This is a genomic window from Meiothermus sp. Pnk-1 (assembly GCF_003226535.1).
In the GTDB taxonomy this organism is placed as follows: domain Bacteria; phylum Deinococcota; class Deinococci; order Deinococcales; family Thermaceae; genus Allomeiothermus.
The window spans coordinates 76,515-102,862 of record NZ_QKOB01000007.1; the positions used below are offsets into that span (position 1 = coordinate 76,515).

At 65.4% G+C, this 26,348-nt stretch carries 22 protein-coding genes; 11 read left to right on the forward strand and 11 right to left on the reverse strand.

The features are described 5' to 3' along the window. Positions 1–2: 2 nt before the first annotated feature. Both DNA98_RS11550 and argF read right to left on the reverse strand, forming a co-directional pair. Complete coding sequence (locus DNA98_RS11550; protein ID WP_110530822.1) at positions 3–548, reverse strand: Uma2 family endonuclease; 546 nt, start codon at positions 546–548, stop codon at positions 3–5. Positions 549–565: 17 nt separating this feature from the next. After that, positions 566–1,507: an ornithine carbamoyltransferase gene (gene argF / locus DNA98_RS11555; RefSeq protein ID WP_110530824.1), complete on the reverse strand. Its 942-nt coding sequence runs from the start codon at positions 1,505–1,507 to the stop codon at positions 566–568. 156 nt (positions 1,508–1,663) lie between these two features. On the opposite strand from argF, the gene DNA98_RS11560 reads away from it, so the two are divergent. Next, positions 1,664–2,089 carry a MarR family winged helix-turn-helix transcriptional regulator gene (locus tag DNA98_RS11560; protein WP_110530826.1) on the forward strand — a complete coding sequence of 142 codons (426 nt, stop codon included), beginning with the start codon at positions 1,664–1,666 and terminating at the stop codon, positions 2,087–2,089. A gap of 2 nt (positions 2,090–2,091) precedes the next feature. Then, complete coding sequence (locus DNA98_RS11565; RefSeq protein WP_110530828.1) at positions 2,092–5,397, forward strand: MDR family MFS transporter; 3,306 nt, start codon at positions 2,092–2,094, stop codon at positions 5,395–5,397. A 156-nt stretch (positions 5,398–5,553) separates the two neighbouring features. On the opposite strand, the gene DNA98_RS11570 is transcribed toward DNA98_RS11565, so the two are convergent. Continuing rightward, positions 5,554–6,156 carry a TetR/AcrR family transcriptional regulator gene (locus DNA98_RS11570; RefSeq protein WP_158531643.1) on the reverse strand — a complete coding sequence of 201 codons (603 nt, stop codon included), beginning with the start codon at positions 6,154–6,156 and terminating at the stop codon, positions 5,554–5,556. A gap of 128 nt (positions 6,157–6,284) precedes the next feature. Here DNA98_RS11570 and DNA98_RS11575 point away from each other — a divergent pair, with 128 nt between their 5' ends. Together DNA98_RS11575 and DNA98_RS11580 are read left to right on the forward strand one after the other, a co-directional pair. Beyond that, positions 6,285–6,956 carry a hypothetical protein gene (locus tag DNA98_RS11575; RefSeq protein ID WP_129865715.1) on the forward strand — a complete coding sequence of 224 codons (672 nt, stop codon included), beginning with the start codon at positions 6,285–6,287 and terminating at the stop codon, positions 6,954–6,956. After that, positions 6,953–7,822: an alpha/beta fold hydrolase gene (locus DNA98_RS11580; protein ID WP_110530834.1), complete on the forward strand. Its 870-nt coding sequence runs from the start codon at positions 6,953–6,955 to the stop codon at positions 7,820–7,822. The genes DNA98_RS11575 and DNA98_RS11580 overlap by 4 nt, the downstream gene beginning before the upstream one ends. An 18-nt stretch (positions 7,823–7,840) precedes the next feature. Here the strand turns inward: DNA98_RS11580 and bshB1 are convergent, their stop codons facing one another. Continuing rightward, complete coding sequence (gene bshB1, locus DNA98_RS11585; protein ID WP_110530836.1) at positions 7,841–8,518, reverse strand: bacillithiol biosynthesis deacetylase BshB1; 678 nt, start codon at positions 8,516–8,518, stop codon at positions 7,841–7,843. Positions 8,519–8,617: 99 nt separating this feature from the next. Here bshB1 and DNA98_RS11590 point away from each other — a divergent pair, with 99 nt between their 5' ends. Continuing rightward, on the forward strand, positions 8,618–9,241 hold the full coding sequence (locus DNA98_RS11590) for a hypothetical protein (protein WP_129865716.1): 624 nt from the start codon (positions 8,618–8,620) through the stop codon (positions 9,239–9,241). 160 nt (positions 9,242–9,401) lie between these two features. Here DNA98_RS11590 and plsY read toward each other — a convergent pair whose 3' ends face one another. Genes plsY through pdxH form a run of 3 tightly spaced genes read right to left on the reverse strand, consistent with a single transcriptional unit; the run spans position 9,402 to position 11,479 of the window. Beyond that, entirely contained in the window at positions 9,402–10,022 is a 621-nt protein-coding gene (gene plsY, locus DNA98_RS11595; protein WP_110530839.1) for a glycerol-3-phosphate 1-O-acyltransferase PlsY, read from the reverse strand. Positions 10,023–10,054: 32 nt separating this feature from the next. Beyond that, positions 10,055–10,834, reverse strand: coding sequence for an ABC transporter permease (locus DNA98_RS11600; RefSeq protein ID WP_110530841.1), 780 nt, complete (start codon positions 10,832–10,834; stop codon positions 10,055–10,057). 9 nt (positions 10,835–10,843) lie between these two features. After that, positions 10,844–11,479 (reverse strand): pyridoxamine 5'-phosphate oxidase, encoded by a 636-nt coding sequence (gene pdxH / locus DNA98_RS11605; RefSeq protein WP_110530843.1) that lies wholly within the window; start codon positions 11,477–11,479, stop codon positions 10,844–10,846. 75 nt (positions 11,480–11,554) lie between these two features. Between pdxH and DNA98_RS11610 the strand changes: the two genes are divergently transcribed. The 6 genes from DNA98_RS11610 to uvrA all read left to right on the forward strand — a co-directional run bounded on the left by DNA98_RS11610 (position 11,555) and on the right by uvrA (position 20,757). Continuing rightward, positions 11,555–12,556 (forward strand): ATP-binding cassette domain-containing protein, encoded by a 1,002-nt coding sequence (locus DNA98_RS11610; protein WP_110530845.1) that lies wholly within the window; start codon positions 11,555–11,557, stop codon positions 12,554–12,556. A gap of 27 nt (positions 12,557–12,583) precedes the next feature. Continuing rightward, on the forward strand, positions 12,584–14,179 hold the full coding sequence (locus DNA98_RS11615) for a glycerol-3-phosphate dehydrogenase/oxidase (RefSeq protein WP_110530847.1): 1,596 nt from the start codon (positions 12,584–12,586) through the stop codon (positions 14,177–14,179). A 66-nt stretch (positions 14,180–14,245) separates the two neighbouring features. Next, a complete protein-coding gene (locus tag DNA98_RS11620; protein WP_110530903.1) occupies positions 14,246–14,980 on the forward strand; it encodes an ABC-2 family transporter protein in 735 nt (244 codons plus the stop codon). Positions 14,981–15,051: 71 nt separating this feature from the next. Continuing rightward, the gene (locus tag DNA98_RS11625; protein WP_233493193.1) at positions 15,052–17,043 is read left to right on the forward strand and encodes a hypothetical protein; all 1,992 of its coding nucleotides are present in this window, start codon (positions 15,052–15,054) and stop codon (positions 17,041–17,043) included. Positions 17,044–17,080: 37 nt separating this feature from the next. Next, complete coding sequence (locus DNA98_RS11630) at positions 17,081–17,671, forward strand: hypothetical protein (protein ID WP_110530849.1); 591 nt, start codon at positions 17,081–17,083, stop codon at positions 17,669–17,671. Positions 17,672–17,814: 143 nt separating this feature from the next. After that, the gene (gene uvrA, locus DNA98_RS11635) at positions 17,815–20,757 is read left to right on the forward strand and encodes an excinuclease ABC subunit UvrA (protein ID WP_110530850.1); all 2,943 of its coding nucleotides are present in this window, start codon (positions 17,815–17,817) and stop codon (positions 20,755–20,757) included. A 14-nt stretch (positions 20,758–20,771) separates the two neighbouring features. Here the strand turns inward: uvrA and DNA98_RS11640 are convergent, their stop codons facing one another. The 4 genes from DNA98_RS11640 to DNA98_RS11655 all read right to left on the reverse strand — a co-directional run bounded on the left by DNA98_RS11640 (position 20,772) and on the right by DNA98_RS11655 (position 26,346). Beyond that, positions 20,772–21,410, reverse strand: a complete 639-nt coding sequence (locus DNA98_RS11640; protein ID WP_110530852.1) for a phospholipase A2 — start codon at positions 21,408–21,410, stop codon at positions 20,772–20,774. Between the two features lie 72 nt (positions 21,411–21,482). After that, entirely contained in the window at positions 21,483–23,636 is a 2,154-nt protein-coding gene (locus tag DNA98_RS11645; protein ID WP_110530854.1) for an APC family permease, read from the reverse strand. Between the two features lie 67 nt (positions 23,637–23,703). Then, positions 23,704–24,846, reverse strand: a complete 1,143-nt coding sequence (locus DNA98_RS11650) for a YbfB/YjiJ family MFS transporter (RefSeq protein ID WP_199489390.1) — start codon at positions 24,844–24,846, stop codon at positions 23,704–23,706. 183 nt (positions 24,847–25,029) lie between these two features. Beyond that, on the reverse strand, positions 25,030–26,346 hold the full coding sequence (locus DNA98_RS11655) for a S41 family peptidase (RefSeq protein WP_110530868.1): 1,317 nt from the start codon (positions 26,344–26,346) through the stop codon (positions 25,030–25,032). Positions 26,347–26,348: the final 2 nt, after the last annotated feature.

Here is a 26,348-nt window from a genome sequence, read left to right on the forward strand (position 1 = left end):
GTTTACCAGGACAGTACTAGAGGCGCGTCAGGGAAAGCCAGGGGAGCTACCGGTTCGGCGGGGTCGTGATCCCGACGGGAGAGGTAACGGCTGCCCTTGGGCTGGCGGTAGACCTCGACCCGGTAGGCCTCAGGGTTTACGATCCAGACCTCAGGGATGCTGGCCTTCGCGTACACGGCCAGCTTTTTGCGGTCGTCCTCGAGGGTGGTTACGGCGACCTCGAGCACAAGGTACACGTCCTGGGCCTGAGGGTGTTCATGGCGATAATCGGCCACCCGGATCAGGGCCAGGTCGGGCTGGGGCATGGAGTGCTGGCCCAAACGGAGGGGGTTCTGGGTGCTAACCAGGGCCCTGCCCCGGAAATTCTCGTAGAGCGCGTCCTGAAACTTGCGTACCAGCGTGGCGTGAAGCGGTCCTATGGCCGGCATTTCGTAGACGACTCCCTCGATGAGTTCATAGCGCTTGTCCGGCGGCAAGTTCAGGCGGTAGAAGTCTTCCACCGTCAACTTGTAGCGACGAGAGAGAGTTTGAGGCTCACGTACCGCCATGATCTCAGTCTACCCCCTCAGCCCAGCAGGTGGTACAGCAGCGCCTTCTGCGCGTGCAGGCGGTTCTCGGCCTGGTCGAAGACCCGGCTCTTGGGGTGCAAGGTGGCCTCCTCGACCACCTCCTCGCCGTAGTGGGCCGGCAGGCAGTGCAGGAAGATGCCGTCCGGGGCGATGAGATCCAGCATGGCCGGGGTCACCTGGAAGCCGGCGAAGTCCTTGATCTTGCGGCGCTGGCTGGCTTCTTGCTCCTGGCCCATGGAAACCCACACGTCGGTGTAGAGCACCTGGGCGCCCCGGGCGGCCTCGAGGGGGTCGTGGGTGAGGGTGATGTCGGCCCCCAGCTTGAGGGCCTCCATCAGGATCAGCGCGTTGGGCTCGTAGCCGCGCGGGGTGGCGATGGTGAGCTTGGCCCCCGAGAGCACCGCGCACTGGATGTGGGCGTTGGCCATGTTGTTGCCGTCGCCGATGTAGGCCACCCGCAGGCCGCGGGTGTCGGGGAAGGACTCCTCGATGGTCTGGTAGTCGGCCAGGAGCTGCACCGGGTGCAATAGGTCGGAGAGGCCGTTGATGACCGGCTTGGAGGAGTAGCGGGCCAGCTCTTCGAGCGTGGAATGGAGGTAGACCCGCGCCATGATGCCATCCACCCAGCGCTCGAGGTTCAGGGCGATGTCCCGCACCGGCTCGCGGGTGCCCAGCCCGATCTCGGCGTTGGTGAGGTTGACGGCGTGCCCGCCGAGCTGGTTCATGGCCACCTCGAAGGTGGTGCGGGTGCGCAGGGAGGGCTTCTCGAAGATCATGGCCAGGGTTTGGCCCTCGAGGGGGCGTTGGCCCTTGAACTCCCCCCGCTTCATGGCGTGGGCGGTATCCAGGACCAGGCGGTACTCCGCAGGGGAAAGATCGAGGTTGGAGAGGAAATCGCGCCCCTTCAGGCTCGAGACGGTTGGCTTCGCTTCGACCACGGGAATCCTCCATAAGCTCGCATAACTAAGCAAGCGAGAGTTTGATTATACGCCCAAACCCCGCTGGCCCAGCCGGCTACCATTTGGCAATCAATTTTTCAATCACAAATACTTCCTCTTGACAATAGTTCATTTTGAAAGTAAATTGGTGAGGTTATGTCTTGGACGGTACTCACCCGTATGTGGAAGCTCATGCGGGACCTCCGAGATGAGACCCTACCCCAGCTCGAGCGCCTGGGGCTGGCCCCTAACGACCCCTGGCTGCTGGCGGGCATCGAGCACCACCACCACCCCACCGAGGTGGTGCGTCTGACGCAGATGCCCGCCCCCACGGTAAGCCAGATGCTCAAGCGGCTCGAGGCCGAGGGGTTGCTGGTCCGCTCGCTCGATCCCTCCGACCTGCGGCGCTACCGCTTCGAGCTGACCCCTCGAGGCTGCGAGGTGTTAAGGGAAAGCCGCACCTTGCTTATGGGCGCGATGGAGCGGAGGCTCGAGCGCCTCACCCCCGAGCAGCGCCGCCAGTTCGTCGAGCTGCTGGATATTCTCGTCCAGAGCGATCCCGAGAAAGCAAGAAAGGAGTGATTATGGCCGAACCCATCCGCCCGGCTCCTGCCGAACCGGCGCACAACGGAATTCCACGCGAAAACCGCCTGACGCTTATCGGCATCATGTTAGGGCTATTCCTAGCCGCCCTCGACCAGACCATCGTCTCTACCGCGCTGCCCAAGATCATCGCCGACCTCAACGGCACCGAGCTATATGCTTGGGTCACTACCGCTTATCTGTTGGCCTCCACGGTCTCGGCCCCTATCTTCGGGCGCCTGACCGAACTCTTCAGCCGCAAGTCCATCCTGCTCATCGCCATTCTGATCTTCCTGGGGGGCTCAGCGCTGTGCGGGCTGAGCCAGAACATGCCCGAGCTGATCATCTTCCGCGGCATTCAGGGGATCGGCGGCGGGGCGCTGTTTGCCCTGGCCCTCACCACCATCGCGGTGCTCTTCCCTCCGCGCGAGCGCGGACGGGTGGGGGGGCTCTTCGGCGCCGTCTTCGGGGTCAGCAGCGCGGTCGGCCCCTGGCTGGGCGGTCTCCTCACCGATCACCTCTCCTGGCACTGGGTCTTCTACATCAACATGCCCGTAGGGGCAGTGGCCCTGTGGTTCATCGGGCGCTTCATGCCCCGCCTGAGGCCCGACCACCGCGAGAGCTTCGACTTTCTGGGGGCCGCGCTACTCATCGCCTGGACGGTTCCGCTGATGCTGGCCTTCTCCTGGGGCGGCAGCACCTACCCCTGGGGCAGCCCCCGCATCCTGGGCCTGTTCGCCCTGAGTGCGGTAGCCCTGGCGCTGTGGGTCTGGTCGCAAAACCGCGAGAAGCACCCACTGTTCGACCTCTCGATCCTCAAGATTCGCACCTTCAGCATCGCCTCGATCGCCGTCTTCTTCTACGGGCCGGCTTTCTTGGGGGCGGTGGCCTTCTTGCCGCTGTACCTGCAGGTGGTGAAGGGGGTCTCGGCCTCGGCCTCGGGGGTCACGGTGCTGCCGATGACCCTAGGGGTGGTGCTCGGCGCTACCGGGAGCGGGATTCTCTCGGGGCGGCTGGGCCGCTACAAGCCCCTGCTCATCATCGGCACCCTCTGGCTGCTGGCGGTCTTTCTTACCTTGCATTTCGTGCTGAGCGTGAACACCCCGTTGTGGCTGGCGATTGTTTTCTTCTTCCTGCTGGGGCTCGGCCTGGGGCCTTCCCAGTCGCTGTTGCAGATCGCGGCGCAAAACAACATCCCGCCGCAGCGTCTGGGTTCGGCCACCGCAGCCACCCAGCTCATCCGGCAGATCGGCTCCACCATCGGGATCGCGCTGTTGGGAACGGTGCTCACCCAAAACCTCAACGCCGAGACCTGCAAGGTCTTCCCGGACAACGCCTCGTGCAAGCCCGGGGCGCTGATGCAGCGGAACAACGAAGGCGGCACGGGGGCCAACCTGGATGAGCAGTTCCAAAAGCTCGAGGCCCAGATCGTCGCTGCCCTCAAAGGAGATGAGGCGGCCTACGAAGAGCTGCTGGCGAACAAGGATCTCCCTGAGGACGTAAAGGGCAAGCTGGTCAGAGGGGGGCTCCCGGCCCAGTTCAAGGACATCGAGGCTAAGGTGATCGCCGCGCTCAAAGGCGACGAAAGGGCCTACGCCGAGCTGGTAAACGATCCCAACGTCCCCACCGAGCTCAAGTCCAAGTTGGTCAAGGGCGGCATCCCCGCGCAGTTCCAAAAGCTCGAGGCCCAGGTCACCGCCGCGCTCAAAGGCGACGAAAGGGCCTACGCCGAGCTGGTAAACGATCCCAACGTCCCCGCCGAGCTCAAGTCCAAGTTGGTCAAGGGGGGCATCCCCGCCCAGTTCAAGGAGCTGGGGGATCAGGTCGAAGCCGCCCTGCGCGGGGATATCGCCGCCTACAACGCCCTGATGCGCAACCCCCAGGTCCCCGCCGAGCTCAAGTCCCGCCTCGTCAAGGGGGGCATCCCCGCCCAGTTCAAGGAGCTCGAGCGCCAGGTGGAGGCTGCCCTGCGAGGAGACCTGCGAGCCTATAACGCCCTGGTGAGCAACCCACAAGTCCCCGCCGAGCTCAAGTCCAAGTTGGTCAAGGGGGGCATCCCCGCCCAGTTCAAGGAGCTGGGGGATCAGGTCGAAGCCGCCCTGCGCGGGGATATCGCCGCCTACAACGCCCTGATGCGCAACCCGCAAGTCCCCGCCGAGCTGAAATCCCGCTTGATCAAAGGCGGCATCCCCGCCCAGTTCCAAGCGCTCGAGGCCCAAGTGGAGGCCGCCCTTAGGGGGGATGAGGCCGCCTACACCGCCCTCATCCGCAACCCCCAGGTCCCCGCCGAGCTCAAGTCCCGCCTCGTCAAGGGGGGCATCCCCGCCCAGTTCAAGGAGCTCGAGGGGCTTTTGATCGCAGCGCTGAACGGGGATCCCCAGGCTTACCAGGCCGTGCAGAACAACCCGCAGATCCCGGCCCGGTTCAAGGGGCAAATCCCTCAGGGCGGGATCGCCGCCCAGGTTCAGGCCCAGCTCGCCCAGACCGAAAGCCTGCTCGAGGCCGCCCTCCAGGGCGACGCCCAGGCCGCCCAGGCGCTGCGGGCCACCCCCAACCTGGACCCCCGCATCCAGGCCCTCCTGGATAACCCGCCCCCTCCGGAAGCCCGCCCCGCAGCCTTGGCCCAGGTCAAAGCCGGGCTCGAGGCCCAGCTCCCGCAGATCGTCGCGGCGGCCACCCAGCAGGCCACATCCGGAATCAAGGCTGGCTTACAGCAGGCCCAGGCCGAGGCGTTGGCCCAGGCTATTGCCGGGGTCAAGGCGGGCTTGGCCCAGGCCCAGAGCCAGGCCATCGCGGCAGCCGTTGCCGCGGTACGGGAAAACCTGCGCCAAGCCCAGGCCCAGGCCACCGAGGCGGCCATCGCAGCGGTCAGGAAGAACCTCCAGGCCGCCCAGACCAGCGCCACCGAACAGGCGGTACGAGCGGTGCGGGAAAACCTGCGCCAAGCCCAGGCCCAGGCCACCGAACAAGCGGTACGGGCCGTGGTCGAGAACCTGCGCCAAGCCCAGGCTACCGCCGAGGAAAAAGCCATCCGGGCGGTGCGGGAGAACCTGGCGACGGCTGAGCAAAAAGCCCTGGTGGAAGTGCCGCAGACCGTGGTGGCCAACCTCGAGCAGACCAAGGCCAAGCTCCATAACGCGCTGAACAACGGCATCACCAACGCCGAGAAGAACATTTTCCTCTACGCCGCGGCTTTTGTGCTGATCTCGCTGGTTTTCATCGGGCTGCTGCCCAACGACGAACTGCGGGGCGGGGGCGGCTTTGGGGCTCGAGGCGGGCAGGCCGGGCCGCCTGTGGCGGCGCACTAGGAGTGTTCCCAACTCGTTGCCAACCACTTCTCCTATGGAGGTTCCCTGGAGCAACCCGATGCCCTAGGCTTCAACCGCCGCTCTAAACCAAGCGCTGGGGCAGGAGGCTGCAAAAGCCCCTGCCCTTGAATCTTGGTGTAACCTCAGAGGAACTCGCTACACGTCCTCTTTTGGACTCCGCACCAAGACTTGCTTGAGCAGCGCTTTCATTCGTTGGACGTACTCCTCGTGGCTCCAGCCGCACTCTACAGTCAGGTTTTCCCAGGTCTGTACCGACATCAGCGCCCACAGCAGGTCACTGGCGGCTTGCGGCGACCACCCGGAGGCCAGCATTCCGTCACGGAGTAGACAATTGATTACTTTGCGGCTGTTTTCACGCAGCATTCGGGTGCGGTCGTCCCAAGCGGCAGCAGCATCTGGGTCGGTCTCGCGGGCCGAGAGCAGTGCTTTGGACAGCCCGTAAACCTCAGGGATGTAGTTCCCCCAGATCTCGAGGTAGGTCTCGAACGATTCCACCCCGGTGACGGCTTGTTGTCCCTGGCGCAACCGCTCTTCGAGACCCCGCACTTGGTCGAGGTAGTGGGTAGTGGCAATCAACAGCTCGGCGCGGGAACGAAAATACAGATAGAGCGCTTGCCGGGATATACCCGCGGCCTTAGCAATATCGCTCATCCGCACCCCCTCTCCCCGCTTTTCTTCCATCAACCGCCAAGCCTCTCTGAGGATGCGCTCTCGGGTATCGGTTTGCGGACTTGACATTGCGTCAAGCATACCCTATACTCGCCTCACGCCGACTTGACATCGTGTAAAGCTCATAGGGGGTGCGTTTGGGTAAGGCACCCTTGGGCACGGTCTGCTGTTGCTCCTGACTCGTCAAGGAGGGTATCATGACCGGAAGTAGTGTGGCTTCGATAGCGAGGTTCGCCTTTTCCCGATGGGCGAAAGCTGCCACGGTAGTGGGGGTTCCGCTGGCACTAGCGGTGCTCGAGCTGTTTCACCCCCATGTCCGTGACCCCACTGAACTCAGCCGACAAAGCTTGCCCACCTGGTTGCTGGTGCATTATCTTCAGATCGCCCTGTTTCCCTTGGCAGCCCTTAGCCTTGGGCTACTCACCGCTGGACTTAGCGGCCCGATGGTAGTGTTGTCACGAATTGCCTTGTTCGTCTTTGCGGTAGATTTCGTGGCCTTCGACACCGCCGCTGGGGTAACGACCGGAGTGTTGGTGGAGGCGGCTCAGAACGCAGGGGCGCTGGCGGCCTGGCAAGCCCCGCTGCTAACGGTATGGAACCATCCGATAATCGGCGGGATGGGTTCACCGCTGTTGGCGGTGGTGGGAACTACCGCTTGGCTGGTAGGCGCGCTAGCATCAGCCTTTACCCTGCGTCGGGCTGGGGCTTCGTGGGGTTTAGTAGCGTTACTGGGCGTCTCAGCGTTGGGCCTTGCGGTGTTTAGAACCCACGCCTGGCCGGGTGGCCCGCTGAGTTTTGGAGCCCTGGCTTTGGCCGCAGCTTGGGGGCAGTGGGGGGGCGCGGCTCAGCACTCAGGAGGTGGCCGATGACCGTTAACCCGAGGGGAAACACCTTGCGGGTGGGTGATATGGAAGTTTGGTACAAGGTGACGGGCAGCGGTCCACCCTTGGTCGTACAGTCACCCGGCTGGGGCTTTGGCAGTGCGTTCTATCAGCAAACTCTGAATCCCCTGGAGGGGCACTTCACCCTGCTCTATTACGATACCCCCGGCAGCGGCCAGTCAGCAGCTCCGCGCCAAGAAGATATCCAGGTGGGCACCTTTGTAGAAGTCCTCGAGGCCCTGCGCCACCACTTGCACCTGGAGGCCTTCGCCCTGCTAGGCCACTCGCACGGCGGCTTTATCGCTATGAACTACGCCCTGAAGTACCCGCAATCTCTATCTCACCTCGTGTTAGTGGGAGCGCAGCTGGGGGTGGAAGAACCGGAGCAAGACCTGGAGCGCACTCTGCCAACTCTGGCCCAAGACCCCCGCTTTGCCGAGGCGGCCCAAGTCTTCATGTATTGGCGCCAGGGCAAAATACAGCTGTCAGGCGCCAGCCTGGGGGTGGGGCTAGACATGATCGCGCCGCTGTATTTCTTCGACCCCGTCGGGGACGGGGTGACCGTGTACCGCGAGTACGTCCGGTCTCATCCTATACCTCTCAGCACCTTTGTCGCAGCCGGAGCTTCGGACAAACGTTTTTTGGTACGAGAAAAGCTGGGCTCTATAAGCGTTCCTACCCTCATTATCGAGGGGCGTCACGACTTTATCTGCTCGCCAGTCCAAGCTCAAGCCATCCAGGAGGGGATCCGGGGTTCAAGGTTGGTGATCTTCGAGCGCAGCGGCCACTACCCCTGGCTCGAGGAGCCCGAAGTGTTCTTCACAACGCTAACCGATTTCCTGGCTAAGGCCTGATCAGATCTACCCCACGAATCACCACGGCACCCCCAGCACCGGCTGGAGGCTCACCAGCGGCTCGGCGTAGGCCACGCCCAGGTAATTGCCCCAGGCCCGGCGTAACGCCCGCCGCGCCTCCACCCCGGCCAGGCTCACGGTCTCGGAGGCGGCCTCACCATAGAACTGGCTTCGATGGGCCAAAACGGCGGCCTGCCAGGTCTCGATGTAGGCCGATACGTCTACCAACAAGCTGGGCGTCGCCGCGTAGTTGCCGGGGTAGAAGAACATCCGCTCAACCTTGTGCGGCTGGCCCTCGAGCGCGGCCCGGCTCAGCCCGGCAAAATGCACCGCGCTCCGGCTGAGATGGTGGGCGGCCACGTGGTCAGGGTGGCGGTCGGCGAACCAGGGGGCGATCACCACCCTGGGGCGCACGCGCCGCAAGGCCTGTCCCAGCGCGAGGCGCTGCTCGTGGACATCGGCCAGGCCACCATCGGGAAGCCCCAGGTTGCCCCGGTAGTCCAGCCCCAGGATGCGGGCGGCCTCCTCGGCCTCGGCCAGCCGCTCCGGCACCGTGCCCTTGGTGCCCATCTCCCCTCGGGTCAGCTCGAGGATGGCCGTGCTATAGCCCTCAGCCTTGGCCCGCGCCAGCATCCCCCCGCAGCCCAGCTCGGCGTCGTCGGGGTGCGGGGCGATCACCAGCAGATCAAGCGCCATAGTAGGGGTTATACGCTTGATCCCTCGAGGATGCAAGACGAAGGCGGCGCAGTGAGAAAATACCCGCAAAATTTGCCGCCGGGCGGTATGGTGAAGGGTATGGTCACGGTTCCCTCTACAGACCTAACCGCCGGGTTGTCCCAGACCGCGTCGTTGATGGACGAGGGCCAGGGGCTCATGCACCGCATGCACCAGCTGGCCGAGGAGTTACGCCAGGTGGTAGCCCAGCTCGGCCAGGGGGTTCCCGCCCCGGCGGAAGCCGCCCAAGGGCTTACCCAGACCGCCCAGGCTTTCGAGGATTGGTGGCGGCGCGCACAAAAGCTGGTGGGGGGTGACCTCGAGCGGAGCGTCCCTAAGGTGATGCAGGCCCTCGAGGTTCACCAGCAAAGGCTCGAGATGGAAATCCAGCGCCAGAAGGCCATGGCCGTGCTCGAGCAGGTGGGTAGCCTGAGCTACGTCAACAAAGACGAGTTCATGCCCCTCTCGGAGATCCAGTTCGAGGCCATCGGGATGCTGCGGGCCCTTAAAGGAGCCGAGCAACTCGACGAGACCGCCATGGCCCTAGCCGCCGGGACCCACCCCTATGCCCTGCTGGTGCGCCTGGTTACCAACCCGGAGCTGAGCGACAGCGACTGGCAAGAGATCTACCAGGCGGTCCGGCAATCCCTGGGGAACGAGCTCGCGGTGGCGGCGGCCCGGGGAAAGCTGCACCTCGAGGCGTAGTTTCCCCGAGCGGAGCGAGGGGTGGCGTAGTTTCGCCGAGCGAGACGCTTGTTTCGGCGCAAGCCGTGGGGTGGCGTAGTTTCGCCGAGCGAGACGCTTCTTTCGCCGCCGGTAGGCGGGGTAGCGAAAGGCTCCTTTCGGCGCAAGCGAACTCCCGGCTCTAGCCGGTGGCCTCCGGCTTGGAGGCCACCGTTTTCTCTCCCAAACGGCGTTCGGTCCCGGCCTGAAGCCGCCGGATGTTTTCGCGGTGGGTAAAGAAGATAAGCCCGGCCAAAAGCCCCAGGGTGATGACCTCCCACCAAGGCCGCCCCAATCCTAGGGCGATCACCACCGAGGCCACCCCCCCGATCATGCTTCCCGCCGAGACGTAACGGGTCAGGACCATGGTGGCCACCCCGATGGGCAGGGTCAGCAAGGCCACCAGCGGGTCCAGCACCAGCAAGGTGCCAAAACTGGTAGCAACCCCCTTGCCGCCGGAGAAGCGCAGCAAGACCGAGTAGTTGTGCCCCAGCACCGCCGCCACCGCCACCAGACCCGCCACCAGGCCGTCCAATCCCGCCAAGCGAGCGATAAGGAGGGCGATCCCTCCCTTGAACACGTCAAAAAAAGCCACCAGCGCTGCCGGGCCCGGTCCCAGGGTGCGCAGCACGTTGGTGGCGCCGATATTTCCCGAACCGACCTTCTGAATATCCACCCCACGGGCCCGCGCCACCAGCGCTCCCGCCGGAATGCTGCCAAACAAATATGCCAGCAACAGGACAATGACGATCTCCCAGGCCACGTTGCAATTCTACCGCCGGAGCATGAGCCACATTAGCTGCTCGCAGAGGTGTAGCTGCGCAAGGCCAGCCGCCAAAAAAAGCGGGCGAAGGCGCACATGCCCAGGGCGATGCCCAACGCGACGAGGAGGGTTTGGCCCTCGAGCCGCCCCAGCGCGGCCTCCGCCGGAACCGTGGTGAGGAAGGCCACCGGAACCACGAAGGTGAAGAAAAAGCGGTAGAGGGCCGGGTACGCCCCGATGGGGTAGCGTCCGGCCTCCAGGAGGCCGCGCAGGACCTCGGTGACGTTGTAGATCTTGACGAACCAGATGCTGGTCGCACCCAGAATGAACCACAAGCTGTACAGCAGCAGGCTCGCTACCCCAAGCAGCCCAAGCCCCACAAGGTGGTCGGGAACCCCCATCCCCAAACGGCTTCCGGCGTAGATCCAAACCCCTAGCCCAAACAGCAGGTTGGGCAACCCCCAGGGCGAGAAGAAACGGGTCGAAAGCCAGAACTGGCTGTCCACCGGTTTCAGGAGCACAAAATCCAGGGTCCCTTTTTGCACCTGCTCGACGATGCGGTTGAGGTTGGGGCCCAGAAAGGTGTTGGAGAAGCCCTCGAGGATCGTAAACGCCCCCAACACCAGCAAGGCCTCGTCAAACCGCCACCCTCCCGGGCGGTACCCCCCTTGGTACAAGAGCGAGAGGCTAAACACACTTCCGGCCAGCATCGCGACCGCGGCAAGGGCGGCCAAGAGAAAGTTCCCCCGGTACTCGAGCTCCGCCGCCAGGGCACTCCCCCAGAAGCGGAGCAGAAGTTTACCGTAGCGCACAGCTATAGCTTAGGGCGCCAAGCGCGTAATCTTCCAGCCTCCGTCCGGCTGCAAGGTGTAGGCCAGCCGGTCGTGGATGCGGCTTTTACGGCCCTGCCAGAACTCGAAGTAATCCGGTACCAACCGGTAGCCCCCCCAGTGGGCTGGCCGGGGAACTTGCCTGGGATAGCGCTGCTTGGTCTGTTCAATCCATTGCAGCAACACCTCCCGCGAGGGGATAGGCTCGCTCTGGGGGCTCGCGGCCGAGGCCGCCTGGCTCTCGTAGGGGCGGCCGGCAAAGTAAGCGTCCGACTCTTCGGCGGAGACTTTTTCCACCCGGCCTTCGATGCGCACCTGGCGCTCGAGCGAGGGCCACCAGAAGTTCAGCGCGGCGTAGGGGTGGGCCTCGAGCTCGCGGCCCTTGCGGCTGTGGTAGTTGGTATAGAAGACGAAACCTTCGGCAGAAAATCCCCGTAGCAGCACCACCCGGCTGCTGGGACGACCCCCCTCCCCCACCGTGGAAAGCGTCATGCCGTAGGGTTCGACGAGCCCAGCGGCCAGGGCCGCCGCGAGCCAGACCCCGAACTGCTCAACGGGATCGGGCGAAACGTCGGCTTCGTGGAGTTCGCCCTTGGTGTAGTCATAGCGGAGGTTGCGAAGGTCCATGCCGACAGGTTACATGGTTCATCCCAAGGCGCTATAGGGCGGGCCACGCTTTCCCCCGCGCTCTATAGTGTACGTGTGGCTATCGTCAGCGCAGAGAACCTCAGCAAAAGCTACCCGGTGGCCCTCAAAGACCCTGGTCTGGCGGGCACGCTGCGGCATTTTTTGGCGCGCAGATACCGGCAGATCGAGGCGGTCAAGGGGGTGAGTTTCCAGATCGAACCGGGCGAGATCGTGGGCTTTCTGGGGCCCAACGGGGCGGGCAAGACCACCACCCTCAAGATGCTCACCGGCCTGATCCACCCTACCGCCGGGCGGGTCGAGGTGGCCGGACACCTCCCCTTCCGCCGCGAGGCCGAGTTTCTCAGGAAGATCACCCTGGTGATGGGTAACAAACAGCAGCTCATCTGGGACCTGCCGGCGGGGGACTCCTTCGCCATCAACGCCGCGGTGTACGAGATCCCCGATGCTGAGCTGAAGAAGCGGGTTGGGGAGTTGGCCGAGATGCTGGGGCTGGGGGGCAAGCTGACCCAACCGGTGCGCAAGCTCTCCTTGGGGGAGCGGATGAAGGCTGAACTCCTGGCCGCCCTCCTTCACCGTCCCCAGGTGCTCTTCCTCGACGAACCCACCCTGGGCCTGGATGTGAACGCCCAGAACGCCGTGCGTGAATTCCTGCGCGAGTATAACCGCCGTTATGGGGCCACCATTTTGCTCACCAGCCACTACATGGCCGACATCACCGCCCTGGCCGAGCGGGTGCTGCTGATCCACCGGGGCTCCCTCATCTACGACGGCGGCCTGCAGGGGCTTTTGGAGCGCTTCGCCCCTTACCGCGAGGTGCGCCTCGAGCTCGAGCGCCCGGTCTCTCGCGAAACCTTCGAGCGCTACGGGGAGGTGGCCCAGTACGAAGTGCGCCAAGCCCGGCTTCTGCTGCGGCGGGAAACGCTGGTGGAGGGGATCGCCCAGATCCTCAAGGAGCTTCCGGTGGCCGACCTGGAGGTGCGCGAGCCCGCGGTGGAAGAGGTCATCGGGCGCGTCTTCGAGAGCGGAGCGGAAGTCGAAGCCCCCCGGACGAGCTGAGGGGGCAGATTGCGGTAACTTAGATAGATGAACCGAACTGCCCTGCTCGAGCGTCTCAACAACGAAAGCTTCGATCTGCTGGTCATCGGAGGGGGAGCAAGCGGCGCGGGCGTGGCCCTCGACGCGGCCACGCGGGGGCTCAAGGTGGCCCTGGTGGAACGGCTGGATTTTGCCGAGGGGACTTCCAGCCGCTCTACCAAGCTCATCCACGGCGGGGTGCGCTACCTCGAGCTGGCGGTCAAAACCCTTGACCGCGTCCAGCTCAACCTGGTGCGCGACGCCCTGCACGAGCGGGCCACGCTGCTCCGGCTGGCCCCCCACCTGACCCGCCCCCTCTGGCTCCTCACCCCGCTGTACAAGCTGTGGGAGATGCCCTACTACTGGACCGGCCTCAAGCTCTACGACCTGCTAGCGGGGAAGGCCCGGCTGGCGCTATCCCGCTACCTGAGCCCGCAGGAGACCCGGCGCCGCTTCCCTGCGGTGCGGAGGGAGGGACTGGTGGGCTCGGTGGCCTATCAGGACGGGCAGTTCGACGACGCCCGGTATAACCTCGAGCTCATCCTGACCGCCTTGGAAGAGGGCGCCGTAGCGGTGAACTACGCCGAGGTCACCGCCCTGCTGAAACAGGATGGGAAGCTCCGCGGAGCGGTGGTACGCGACAGGCTGGGCGGGCAGGAGCTCGAGGTAGGGGCCAAGGTCGTGATCAACGCCACCGGCCCCTTCTCCGACCACATCCGCCACCTGGACGACCCCGCCGCCCCCGCGCTGGTCAGGGCGAGCTCCGGGGTTCACATCGTCCTTGACCCAAAGTACAGCCCGCCCGATACCGGGCTGCTGATCCCCCATACCGAAGACGGGCGGGTAATCTTTGTGCTGCCCTGGCTGGGGCAGACCCTGGTCGGCACCACCGACGATCCTGCCGAGCCCACCCCGCACCCCAAGGCCCGCGAGGAGGAGATCGCCTACATCCTGCGCCAGGTCGAGCCCTACTTGGGTAGAATCCCCCGGGAGGAGGTCCGGGCGGCGTGGGCGGGGCTCAGGCCGCTGGTCGCCCGGCCACAAGCTGCCGATACCGCCCGGCTGGCCCGCGATCATCTGGTGGAGGAGAGCCCCTCCGGCCTCCTCACGCTCACCGGGGGCAAGTGGACCACCTACCGCAAGATGGCCCTGGACTGTCTGAACTACGCGGTGGGGAGATTCGGCCTACGCGCCGGGCCCAGCCGCACCCACGAGCGACGGCTGGTGGGCGGGTGGGGCTTCGATCCCGATGGAGCTCAGAAGCTGGCTCAGGAGTATGGCCTCGAGCCTGATATCGCCCAACACCTCCACCGCTCCTACGGCAGCCGAGCGGGTCGGGTCGCCGAGATCGGTCAGAACCTCCGCCTGGCCCCCGGCTACCCCTACATCGCCAGCGAGGTGATCTACGCCGCCCGCCACGAGCTGGCCCAGACCCCCATGGACGTGCTGGCCCGGCGCACCCGGTTGGCCTTTTTGGATACCCAAGCCGCCCAGGCCGCCCTCCCCGAGGTGACCCGGCTTCTGGCGAAGGAGCTGGGCTGGAAAGCCGAGGAGCGCACGGCCCAGGAGCATCAAGCCCAGGAACGGCTGGCGGTGGCGATCTAACCTTTGGGAGTAAACTGCCACGTGTGGCGCAAGGCTAAAACCCTTCTCCAGGTCTACTACGCCTACATGCTCGAGTACCGCGCCGAGCTGATCCTGTGGGCTATCGCCGGGCTGCTCCCGATCATCCTGATGGGGGTGTGGACCCAGGCCGCCCAGGGCGGGGGCTTCGGGCTTACCCCCGACGAGTTCGCCCGCTACTTTCTGATGGTCTTCCTGGTGCGGCAGCTCACGGTGGTATGGGTGATCTGGGACTTCGAACGGGAGGTGGTGGAAGGGCGGCTCTCCTTCAAGCTGCTGCGGCCGATAGACCCGGTGTGGGATCACGTGGCCGCGCACCTTTCCGAGCGGGTAGCCCGGCTGCCCTTCGCCCTGCTGCTCTTGGGGGTCTTCTTCCTGCTGTATCCGGGAGCCCTCTTCGCGCCGAGCTGGAAGGGGATTCTGCTTGGGCTGCTAGCCACCGCGGCCAGCTTTGCGATGCGGTTTTTGATGCAGTATACCTTTGCCCTAGTAGCCTTCTGGACCGAGCGGGCCAGCAGCCTGGAGGAAGGCTGGTTCATCCTCTACCTCTTCCTCTCCGGCCTGGTGGCCCCGCTCTCGGTCTTCCCGGAGGCGGTGCGGAACCTGGCCCTGCTCACCCCTTTCCCTTACCTGGTCTACTTCCCGGCCTCGATCCTGGCCGGGCAGCCGGTCAACATCGGGCAGGGGTTTTTGGTGCTCTTAGCCTGGGCCTTGTTTTTCTTCCTCCTCAACCGCTGGCTATGGCGCAAAGGGCTGCGGCAGTTTTCCGGGATGGGGGCGTAAATCGAAAGCGTCGGAGCTACGGCGTAGGGCGTATGACGTTCGACCCGCCCCGAGGCTGCTACCATAACCCCATGTCCGCTTTGCTCCGGCTTTTCGCCTGGATGTCCGCCTTGCTGGGTCTGGCGCTAGCGCAACCCCCCAAAGGCTTGGTATTACCCTTCGCCGGGCCGGGCGGCCAGGGCGCGGCCCACGCCCTGGCGGAGGGATTGCGGGTGGCCCCGCCCTCGCTCGCCGCCCTCCTTCTCCCCGACCTTCCCTGGCGGGATGGCTACGACCTCGCCTCCGGGCGCATCGAGAGCCTCGGCGGAGCCCGGCTGGCCCGCGAGGTGAGCGGGGCGGACTGGCTGGCGGTGGGCGAGGTGGGCCAAGACGGGTGGGTCACGATCTACCTCTCCACCCCCCAGGAAAGCCGCAGGGCCCGCTTTAGCCGCCTCGAGCTGGCCCAGCGCTGGCTCGAGGCAAAGCTGGGTCTCTTCCCTCATCCCTTTCCCGGGCTCGCGCACGGCCTGGAGGCAACCTACCAAAGGATGAGCCAGGGCGAGCTCTCGGTGATCACCGATGCGGCCTTGCGGGGGCTATATGCCGCCGCCCTCGAGACCCGCCAGGGGAGAGCCCCTACCCCCGACCTAGCGGCCCTCCTGCCCAAGCCGCTGCTGGATTTCTGGACCAACCTGGCCCAGCGACGCCTGTCCCCGGCTTACCAGGCCCTGGCCGATTTGGGCGCCGGGAGGCAAGCCCAGGCCCTCGAGGCGGCCCGCAAGCTGGCCGACGGCCTGGCCTACGAGCGGCTCACCGCGCTCTTGATTCAGCGCTCGGCAGGGCAGGGGGATTGGCATCAGACCGCCCGCAAGCTGGCCCAGATCGCCCCCGAGCTGCCCATCGCCTGGGAGGAGGTGAGCTTTGCCGCCTTCGACGAGGGCCAGCCCGGCGAAGCCCGCGACGCGCTGCTCAAGGCCCTGGCCCTCCTGCCGCAAAAGCCCCTCTACTGGACCAACCTGGGCTGGGCCTACTACCTTACCGGGGACCGGGCCCGCTCGATCCAGGCCAGCCGCAGGGCGCTTACGCTCGGCGAGTCCAGCCCCACCCCGGCCTACAACCTGGGGCTGGTCAAGGCCCTATACGGGGATGTGTACGGGGCTAAGCAGGCCTATGATCAGGCGCTGCAACGCGACGACGAACAGGAGTTCGAGGCCGCGCTGGAAGACCTGGCCAAAGCCAAGAACCCGCTCCTCACCTACTGGCAGGGCTACCTCGCGGAGCGAGGTGGCGAAGTGGCCCAGGCCCGGGCCTTTTATCAGCGCTTCGCCGAGGCTAACCCCCAGCACCCGTTGGCCCCGGCGGCCCGGCGGGCCAGCCGAATCCAGCTCGAGCTCCGGATTTCCCTGGAAAAGCTCGCCCTCCAGCCCGCAGGCCCCGACGCCCAACCCTTCCGGGCCGGAGAGGCGGTCTTCCCGATAGTGAGGCTCGAGGGCAGCCCCTACCTGATGCGCGCCCCGCTGGTGACGCGGCTTCTCGACGAGAACGGGCGGGTGCTGCTGGAACAGCGCAAGGAGATCGCCTTCCGGCCCATGACTGCCGAACGGATCGAGGCCGCCCCCGCGGTAACCCTGCCCCGGGAGGGGCGCTATTACCTGGAAGTGCTCTACGGAGACCAAAAGCTATCCCAAAGCGTGAGCGCCAGCCCCCCTAGCCTGGCGCGGCGCCTCTATGTGGCCGGGCTACAAATCCGCGACCTGAACGACCGGCCCCTGCTCAGCGAAGGGGAGATGCTGGGGCCGCAGGGGGATCGCCTCCTGCTCGAGCGCACCACCGCCGCGCTGCGCGAGGTGGTGCAGTTCCTGCGCGACGAGGCCAAGGACAACCCCCAGCGGCAACGGGAACTCCAGGGATTGAGCCAGCCCCTCACCCAGGGCCCCTACGCCGGGCAGAGCGTGCTGGAGTTGATGGATAGGGCCGACGAACAAGTGCTGCGGGCTTTTTTCGAGGCGGCGGCGCAAAACCCCGAGCTGATCGGGGATAGCGACGTGGTGAATGCCTTCGTGAACTGGCTGGGCCAAGAGTAAATCGCCCCGTTTGCACCTTGCCCCTATCCTGAAAAGTATGCGTTGGCTGTGGTGGATGGTGGGGTTGGGGATCGCTGGGTTTTTCCTGCTGCGCTCCATGGACGCCCGCCCTATCGAGCGCCCCCCCGGCGTGGTCGCGCCGAGGATTCCGCTCCAGGTGGAGCTGTCCCCAGCCCTGGGTTTGGAGAAGAACGGCATCCACCTCACTGCCCTGGCCAGCTTCGAGCTCGAGGCCCGCGTTATTCTCAAGCATATCTATCACGACCCCGGGGCCCGCATCGCCCCGGTGGATCTGGTCCTGGGTTGGGGCCGCATGTCGGATACCGCGGTGCTGCGGCACATCCGCTTCTGGCAAAGCGCCCGCTTCTACTTCTGGCAGACCTCGGCATACCCCATCCCCCGCGAGGAGATCGAACGCTCGAGCGCCAACATGCACATGATCCCGGCCAATGCCTACATCGAACGGCGGCTCAAGGGGCTCAAACCGGGCCATATCGTGCGGATACGCGGCTATCTGGTCAACGCCCAGGGTCCCGAGGGGTTTTATTGGAATACTTCCCTGAGTCGCGAAGACACCGGCGAGGGGGCCTGCGAGTTGGTCTGGGTGGAAAGCCTTTCCGTCCGGTAGAACGGGGGAGCGGCCCAGGGAGTTCTCCCGTGCTTCGGACCCCCTCGAGCCATTCGCAGGCAGCCTTACCTGGGATTATGGCACAAGCAGAATGAAAGAATCAAGACTTGGGGATACCCAACAGCGGTGCTATACTCGTTCGGATGGACCGCATCGTCGTCAAGGGAGCCCGCGAGCACAACCTCAAGAACATCACGATCGAGCTGCCTCGCGGGAAATTCGTGGTGATCACGGGGGTCTCCGGCTCGGGAAAGAGCACCCTGGCCTTCGACACCATCTACGCCGAGGGGCAGCGGCGCTACGTGGAAAGCCTCTCCTCCTATGCCCGGCAGTTTCTGGGGGTGATGGACAAACCGGAGGTAGAGAGCATCGAAGGGCTCTCCCCGGCGATCTCTATCGACCAGAAGACCACCTCCCACAACCCCCGCTCCACCGTGGGCACGGTGACCGAGGTCCACGACTACCTGCGCCTGCTGTTCGCCCGCGTGGGCACCGCGTACTGCCCGCACTGCGGGCGGGCCATCGAGCGGCAATCGGCCAGCGAGATCACCGACAAGCTCTTCGCCCGACCCGAGGGTACCCGGGCCATCCTGCTGGCCCCGGTGGTGCGCGGGCGCAAAGGGGAGTACCGCAAGCTCTTCCAGCAGCTCCAGAAGGAGGGCTACGCCCGGGCTCGGGTGGATGGGATCATCTACACCCTCGAGGAGGCCGCCGACCTCAAGCTGGAGAAGTACGAGAAGCACGACATCGACCTGGTGGTGGACCGGGTGGTGCTCAAGGAGGAAGAGCGCCCCCGCGTGGCCGAGTCGGTGGAGCTCGCGCTGCTGCGCGGCGAAGGGCTGATGCGGGTCCTCTACCCCGACGACGGCCTCGAGGAGCTGTACTCGGAGAAGTTCGCCTGCCCCGAACACGGCAGCATTCTGGAAGAACTCGAGCCCCGCATCTTCTCCTTCAACGCCCCCTACGGCGCCTGCCCGGACTGCTCGGGGCTGGGTTACAAACGGGAGTTCGATCCCGAGCTGGTCGCCAACCCTGAACTCTCCCTGGCGGAGGGCGCGATCATCCCCTGGGCCAAGGGCCGCGACACCGGCAAGGGCTACCTCTGGGACCGGCTGCGCGCGCTCTCCGAGCACCTGGGTTTCGACCTGCGCACCCCCTTCAAGGACCTGCCGCCAAGCGCCAAAGAGGCGGTGCTTTACGGCCTGCCGGAACCCTTCGAGGTGGTGCTCAAGCGCAACGGGCGCGAAACTATGCGCTTCAGCGTGAGCTACGAGGGGGTGATCCCCTGGCTCGAGTCCCGCTACAACGAAACCGAGTCGGAGGGCTTGCGCGAAACCCTGGAGGCTTACATGAGCCTCAGGGCCTGCCCCGCTTGCGGTGGGACCCGCTATAAACGGGAAGTGCTGAGCGTGCGGGTGGGCAGTTTCAACATCGCCGAGGTCTCCAACCTGCCGGTGCGCGAGGCCAAGCGCTTCTTCGAGGCGGTGGCGGAAGGCCGGGCCCTGGAAGAGGCCGAGCGGATGCAAGCCCACCGCATCCGCCTGGAAGGGCTGGCCGACCCATCGGAGCCGCGCGAGTTAAGCGCAATGCAGCGGCAGATCGCCCTGCCGATCCTGCGCGAGGTGCACAACCGCCTGGGTTTCTTGGAAGACGTGGGCCTCGACTACCTCACCCTGGACCGCGGGGCCAACACCCTCTCCGGCGGAGAGGCCCAGCGCATCCGCCTGGCCACCCAGGTAGGCTCCGGCCTGACCGGGGTGCTGTACGTGCTGGACGAGCCTAGCATCGGGCTGCACCCCCGCGATAACCTGCGCCTGATCGGGACCCTCAAAAAGCTGCGCGACCTGGGCAACACCCTTCTGGTGGTCGAGCACGACGAGGAGACCATGCGCGAAGCGGATTGGATCGTCGACATGGGGCCGGGCGCGGGCGTCCACGGGGGAAAGGTGGTGGCCGAAGGGGAGCTCGAGGACATCATCAACCACCCCAAGAGCCTCACCGGGGCCTACCTGCGGGGTGAAAAACGCATCCCGGTGCCGCCGGTGCGGCGCAAGGGCAACGGCAAGTGGCTCACCGTAAGGGGGGCCCGCGAGCACAACCTCAAAGGCATCGACCTGCACATCCCGCTGGGCAAGTTCGTGGCGATCACGGGGCCCTCGGGTTCGGGCAAAAGCACCCTGGTCCACGACATCCTCTACGCAGCCCTGGCGCGCGAGCTGATGCGGGCCAAGACCATCCCCGGCAAGTTCAGCGGCCTCGAGGGCATAGAACACCTCGACAAGGTCATCGAGATCGACCAGTCCCCCATCGGGCGCACCCCGCGCTCCAACCCCGCCACCTATACCGGCATCTTCGACGAGATCCGCGAACTCTTCGCCAAGACCCCCGAGGCCCGCAAGCGCGGCTACCAGAGCGGGCGCTTCAGCTTCAACGTCAAGGGCGGCCGCTGCGAGGCCTGCGGCGGTGACGGCACGGTGAAGATCGAGATGCTCTTCCTCCCCGATCTCTATGTGCCTTGCGACGTGTGCAAAGGCAAGCGCTACAACAAGGAGACGCTCGAGGTCAAGCTGCGGGGCAAGAGCATCGCCGACGTGCTGGACATGACCGTAGAAGAGGGGCTGGAGTTTTTCCAAAACGTGCCCACCATCGCCCGTAAGCTGCAGCTGATGGTGGACGTGGGCCTGGGGTACATGAAGCTGGGCCAGCCCTCCCCTACCCTCTCCGGCGGGGAGGCCCAGCGCATCAAGCTCTCCACCGAACTAGGCCGCAAGGCCACCGGGCGTACCCTGTACATCCTTGATGAGCCCACCACCGGGCTGCACTTCGAGGACGTGTCCAAGCTGCTGGCGGTGCTGCACCGGCTGGTCGACGCGGGCAACACCGTGGTGGTGATCGAGCACAACATGGACGTGGTCAAGACCGCCGACTGGGTGGTGGACTTGGGGCCCGAGGGCGGGGCCCGGGGCGGCGAGATCGTGGCCGAGGGGACCCCCGAGGCGGTCGCGCAAAAAGCCGGGAGCCCCACCGGGCACTTCCTGCTCAAAATCCCCGAGATCGCCCGTAACCTACAGGTAGCGGCGGACTAACCCGGCGGACCCCCTCAGGGGTAGCGCTGGGGGGTGCTGTAATAAGCCCCTTTCCCAAGGTTTCGCACCGCCGCGTAGTAGGTGTAGGCCAGGACGTAGCACTGGTCCTTACGGGGGTCCCACCAGGGCAGGTCGCCGCACACCGATTTCAGGTTGGACAAGAAGCGGTCGTCCACGTACTTGCGATAGGTCTCGCTGCGCCCTCGAGCGTACTGCGGCACGTTGCGGTAGCCGAAGTCGTGGTGGTTGCAGGGGTCTTTAAAGTTGAGGAGCAGCGGTTTGTCAGGGGAATAGCTGCACCCGTTGTTGCTCCAATCGGGGCCGCTGTAGGCGCGGTAGTAACGGGCGAAAAAGGTAGTGTACGGAATGGCGGTCGCCAGGTAGACGGTGTAGTCGAAGTTGGGCCAGCGCGCCTCCTGGGCGGTTATCCCGCTCAGCCCCTCCAATTGCGACTGGAGCTGGGCGAGCTCGCGCTCCACCCGGGCAAACTCGGGTTGCAGCACGCCCTGGATCTCCTGCAGCTCCCCTTCGCTCAGGGCGTCGATCTGCTCCGGGGTGAGGGCGGCAATCCGCTCGAGGGTCCAACTAGGGGCGCTCGTCTGCGATCCGCACGCCGCCAGCAGCAAAAAAAGCACCAACAACGCTACACGCATCTTTACCTCCTTTGACGGCCTAAGTAGGCTCCGCGGGCACCTAGTTCAGCATAGGAGGCTATTGTAATAGTTCTACCCGCCCACGTGGACGATGGGGCGGCGCTTCAGGTTGGGCTCGGCCTTGCGCAGGATCTCGTGGGTGAGGGGGGGGATGTCCCCTTCACCAAAAAGCACGAAACGCAGCGCCAGCTGCACGGGATTGCCCTCGGACCACTGGAAGTAGATGTGGGGAACCTTGCCGGTGAGATCGCGAATGTGCAGCGCCACCGCGGCGATGGCGTTGGCCACCGCCGGAGCCTCGGTACGGAGCACTTGGTAATCCCCCACCTCGAGCCCCCGCACCCGGAGGGTGCCGGAGAACTCCGAGGCATCGATCACCCCCACCTCGAGGAAGAGGATGGGCTCCTTGGCGGGCAGGTGGGTGAACTCCCGCACCCGCTTGGCCTTCTCGATGTACTCGTAGGCCTTACCGGTCTCGCGGTGGTGGGCCACGATGCGGATCTCACCCGGGATGCTTTCGATGAAACGCCGGGCCTCCTCATCCAAAATCACCTCTTTCACCCGCAGCTCGGTGGAGCGCAGTACCCGCGAGGTGAAGGAGACCACCACGATGGCGGCCACGAAGACGCTGGCGATCTGGAGGCCACCGGGTTGTTCGAGGATGTTGACCACCAGGGTGTATATGAAAACCAGGCTGATCAGCCCAAAAGCGATCAGCGAGGCTTGCTGGCGTTTGTGCAGCGCGGAAAGGGTCACGGCGACCGCCGCCGAAGTCATCAGGGCCAGCACCCCGGTGGCGTAAGCGGCAGCTTGGGCATCCACGCTGGCCCGGAAGATCAGCGTCACCACGAAGCAGATCGCGGTGTAGATGAGCACCAGCGGGCGGGTGGCCCGGGCCCATTCCGGGGCCATCCCGTAGCGGGGAAGGTAGCGCGGCACGATGTTGAGCAGCCCGGCCATGGCGCTGGCCCCGGCGAACCACAGGATCAGGATGGTAGAGAGGTCGTAGAGGGTGCCAAAGAGCTCGCCTAGGTGGCGGTGGGCTAGGTAAGCCAGCGCCCGCCCGCTGGCCTGGCCCGCTGGCTTGACCACCGTTACCTGCCGAACGCCGCCGTCCTCGACCACGCTGACCAAGAGGGTGATCTTCCCTCGAGGGCCGAGCGAGATCCGCTCGCTGAAGTTCCCGGTACGGTTCGGAACGCGGTAGGTGTAGATGTCCTGGGGGTTGCCGTTGAGGGGAACGTCCACCGTCGAGGCCCCACCCCGCAGTTCGTGCGATACCGAGGTCTCGGGCCAGAACTCGCTGGGGGGAATCAGCCAGGTCGTCACCAGGCTGCTGGTGATGAGCATCACGCTCATGATGAGGGCGGCGGTGGTGAGCAGCTTGCGCGAGTTGCGGATCCGGCCTTTGGGGTGCGCCGGATCGTCGTCAGGGTCGCCCTTCACCAAGGGCATCACCACCACCCCGGTCTCGAAGCCGCTGAGCCCCAGGGCTAGCTTGGGAAACACCAATAGCGCGGCCAGGATCATCGCCATAGGGCTGGCGTAGCTTTGGTGGATGAGGTCGGTCCAGCGGGCGATGAGTTCAGGGTGCCGGAAAGCCTCCAGCAACCCGGTTATCACCACCGCTAGGCTCAACCCGATGTAGATCACCACCAGCACCACCGCCACCCCGATGGCCTCGCGGAATCCCTTGAGAAAAATGGCCCCCAACAAGCCGATCAGCACCAGGGTGAGGCCGACCTGGTAATTCCAGCCTCGAGGCCAAAAGGGGTTTTCGATGATGTGTTTGGAGGCGTCGGCGGCGGAGAGGGTGATCGTGATGACAAAGCCCGTCGCCACGAAGCCCAGCAGGGCCAGCACGAACACCTTGGCAGTCCAGCCGCCCAGCAGCCGCTCCAGCATGGAGATCGAGCCGTCCCCGTGGGGGCTCTCCTCCGCCACCCGGCGGTACATCGGCAGCGCGCCGAAAAGCGTCACCAGCACCAGCACCAACGTGGCGAAGGGAGAGAGCATCCCCGCGGCCAGCGCGGCAATGCCAGGTTGATAGCCCAGGGTGGAAAAGTAATCCACCCCGGTCAGGCACATCACCCGGTACCAGGGGTGGGTCTGGTGGACCTCTTTTTCCGGCTGGTGGTAGCTTTCCCCTGGGCTGTGCTGCCCTTCGGTGAGCCACTTTTTGAAGCGCTTGCGGAAAAGCCGCCAGTAGGTTTGGGACTGGGCCATAGCATCGCCTACCGAATAAGTGTACTGGAAACTACAAGTTTTGCGGGTGGCCGGTGGGTCGAGGGGATCAGGTCGGCCGTTGCAGCCGGGCGACCAACCCCCCTAGCACCAACACCCCCACCGAGGCCGCAAACCCCGCTTGCAAGCCCCCCAAAGCATCGGTGAGAAGCCCCGCAAGCCACGGCCCCAGACTCTGCCCCGCCGCAAAGATCACCGTGAAAACCGCGATCCCGTAACCCCACTGCGCAGGAGGCAAGGCCCGGCGCAGCAAGGCGGTGATGGCCGTAACCACCGACAAAAACGAGCCGAACAGCAAAGCCGAGCCCAGCATCGGCAAGAAAGCCCTGGAGAGCAAGGGGAGCGCCGCCCCAGCGCTTATCGTGAACAGGACCAGGCTAAGCGCGCTCCCGTCGCGGCTCTTCTGGATACGCTCGCCCCATATCCTCCCGCCCGCCATCACCGCTATCCCCAACACCGACCAGAAGAGGGTCACCTCGAGGGCGCCCAACTCAGCGCGGACAAAAGCGATCACAAAAGTTGTATAGACGATGTACCCGAGCGCGAAGAGGAAATAAGCTACAGCGGTGGGCAGTAAGCTCCCCAAGCTCCCGCCCTGGCTGCCCGCGAGGGCGGGTGGGGGTACCTCGACCCGCCGGGCGGCCAGGTATGCCCCCCCGACACCCACCCCCGAGAGCAACCCCAAGGCCACCCAAGCCCACGGCCAGGCCCCTGGGCGATCCTCGAGCAGCACCGGCAGGAAAACCCCCGAGGCCAGGATGCCCAAGCCCACCCCGCCAAAGTACACCCCCAGCACCAACGCTGAGCGGCTGGGGTCACGCGAGGCCAGGTGCGCGGCCAAGGCCCCACCCGAGACGAAGACCAGCGCCCCGCTCACCCCGGCCAGAAGCCGCAGCGCCACCAACCCGAAGTAGTTCTCGCCAACGCCGGAGCAAAGGAGGGCCAAGGCGGTGAGGGCCAGCGAACCCAGGAAAGTGGCCCGGTAGCCCCAGCGCCGCATGGCCGGGTTCGCCAGGAGCGAGCCCAGCAGGTAGCCCAGGGCGTTGGCGGTGTTCATCCCCCCGGCCTGAGCGTAGGACCAGTGCAGATCCTCGCGCATGGCCGGGAGCACCAACGCGTAGGCAAAGCGGGCGAAACCCAGCGCCACCGCCGGCCCCAGGGCCAGGCCCAAAGCCATACGGAACAGGCTCACCGGGCCATCCCCCGGGGATGTTCGCGCGCTTGGGCGAGCAGGTCGGGTTCCACACCTTACTATACCGAGGCGGGAAGAACCCGCCCAGCGCTCCGCTCGTCGCAGTCGAGGCCCAGCCCCGTGCGTATAGCCCCCACTCGGGTCTTGGGGCTGGCGGTGAGCTCGAGGGAGATCCCCAGGGCCCTAAAATCCCCCTCCCTGCGTTCGGGGCAACAACGCCACGAGGGCTTTTTCCGTGGGCAGGTCGTGGCCGGTTTCGGCCAGGGCGCGCAGGTCGTCGGGGGCCGCGATATCGGGCGTGACCCGGGCCGGGTAAGGGTTTCCCCCCGGCAGAAAGGCCCGGTTGTAGGAGATGTTGAGCCCACCCCCGTTGATGAGGCCGAAGGTGCGGGTGGTGGTGTTACCTACCCCGGCGGTGGGCTCCCCAACTACTACCCCAGCCTTGGCGAACTGGATCGCAGAGGCCAGATACTCCGCCCCGGAGGCGCTTTCGCCGTTCACCAGCACCGCCAAAGGCCCCCTCCAGCGAGCCGGGTTGGGAATGCTCAAGCGAAGCACTTCGGCCCCGCTCTTGTCGCGCGCGGTGATCCGCCCATCTTGGACCACCAGCTCGTTGCGCTCGACGTCGTAGCGGTCGGTAAAAAGCACATAGGGGTTATCCACGAAAGCCGCCATGCTGATGAGGGCCTCTACCGCGCTGCCTCCGCTATTGCCACGCAGATCGAGCAGCATAGCCCTCGCCCCGGCGGCCTGCGCCTGCTGCACCAGCTCGTGAACCCGCTGCCCCACCTGCCCCTCGGCCAGAAAGTCGGGGATGCGCAGCACCGCCACCCCATCCGGGCGCATCTTGAGCGAGGGAAGCCGGGCCAGGTTGATCTCGCGCCCGGTCACGACAACCTCGAGCTTCTGCCGCTGGGGGCCGCGCAGCACCGTGAGGCGCACCGGCTGCCCGCTCTGGACCAGCTGGCTGAGGGCCTGAGCGACCTCGTCGTCGCTGGCGTATTCGCCCAGGGCTTTACCGTTCAGTGCCACGATCCGGTCGCCGTACTGCAGCCCGGCTTGGTCCGCCGGGCTGCCCTCCACCACGTCCACCACCAGCCGGTCGCGCGAGCCAGGAATGGACCGGTGCTCCACCCCGATCCGTAAACCCCCTGAAGGAACCTGGCCACGGCCAGTTTGCCGGAAGCGCCCCAGCGCCTCCGGGGATTGGTAGTAGGTATGGCCGTCGCCCAGCTCACTGACCATGCGCTGGATCACGCCCACCGCGGTGTCGTAGGGGCAGCTCTCCTTTTGGTTGGCGCAGGCGGCATCCAAGCTCTTCTGGTACTTGGCGGTGAGGGCGTGCAGGTCGGCGCTGGCCGGACCGTAGTAGTAGAACTCGAGGTAAAAGCTGGCCTGATCGAAGAGGTCTTGGGCCGGGCTGGCCCACCCCAAGGTGGCGAAAACCGCCATCAAGGCGAGGCCGAATCGGCGAGTTTTGCGCATCAGATCCCTTTGCATCG

Coding starts and splice junctions, on each gene's coding strand:
- DNA98_RS11550 (WP_110530822.1), bottom strand. CDS start 548: ATGGCGGTACGTGAGCCTCAAACTCTCTCTCGTCGCTACAAGTTGACG.
- DNA98_RS11560 (WP_110530826.1), top strand. CDS start 1,664: ATGTCTTGGACGGTACTCACCCGTATGTGGAAGCTCATGCGGGACCTC.
- DNA98_RS11565 (WP_110530828.1), top strand. CDS start 2,092: ATGGCCGAACCCATCCGCCCGGCTCCTGCCGAACCGGCGCACAACGGA.
- DNA98_RS11570 (WP_158531643.1), bottom strand. CDS start 6,156: ATGTCAAGTCCGCAAACCGATACCCGAGAGCGCATCCTCAGAGAGGCT.
- DNA98_RS11575 (WP_129865715.1), top strand. CDS start 6,285: ATGACCGGAAGTAGTGTGGCTTCGATAGCGAGGTTCGCCTTTTCCCGA.
- DNA98_RS11580 (WP_110530834.1), top strand. CDS start 6,953: ATGACCGTTAACCCGAGGGGAAACACCTTGCGGGTGGGTGATATGGAA.
- bshB1 (WP_110530836.1), bottom strand. CDS start 8,518: ATGGCGCTTGATCTGCTGGTGATCGCCCCGCACCCCGACGACGCCGAG.
- DNA98_RS11590 (WP_129865716.1), top strand. CDS start 8,618: ATGGTCACGGTTCCCTCTACAGACCTAACCGCCGGGTTGTCCCAGACC.
- pdxH (WP_110530843.1), bottom strand. CDS start 11,479: ATGGACCTTCGCAACCTCCGCTATGACTACACCAAGGGCGAACTCCAC.
- DNA98_RS11615 (WP_110530847.1), top strand. CDS start 12,584: ATGAACCGAACTGCCCTGCTCGAGCGTCTCAACAACGAAAGCTTCGAT.
- DNA98_RS11620 (WP_110530903.1), top strand. CDS start 14,246: ATGCTCGAGTACCGCGCCGAGCTGATCCTGTGGGCTATCGCCGGGCTG.
- DNA98_RS11625 (WP_233493193.1), top strand. CDS start 15,052: ATGTCCGCTTTGCTCCGGCTTTTCGCCTGGATGTCCGCCTTGCTGGGT.
- DNA98_RS11630 (WP_110530849.1), top strand. CDS start 17,081: ATGCGTTGGCTGTGGTGGATGGTGGGGTTGGGGATCGCTGGGTTTTTC.
- uvrA (WP_110530850.1), top strand. CDS start 17,815: ATGGACCGCATCGTCGTCAAGGGAGCCCGCGAGCACAACCTCAAGAAC.
- DNA98_RS11640 (WP_110530852.1), bottom strand. CDS start 21,410: ATGCGTGTAGCGTTGTTGGTGCTTTTTTTGCTGCTGGCGGCGTGCGGA.
- DNA98_RS11645 (WP_110530854.1), bottom strand. CDS start 23,636: ATGGCCCAGTCCCAAACCTACTGGCGGCTTTTCCGCAAGCGCTTCAAA.
- DNA98_RS11655 (WP_110530868.1), bottom strand. CDS start 26,346: ATGCAAAGGGATCTGATGCGCAAAACTCGCCGATTCGGCCTCGCCTTG.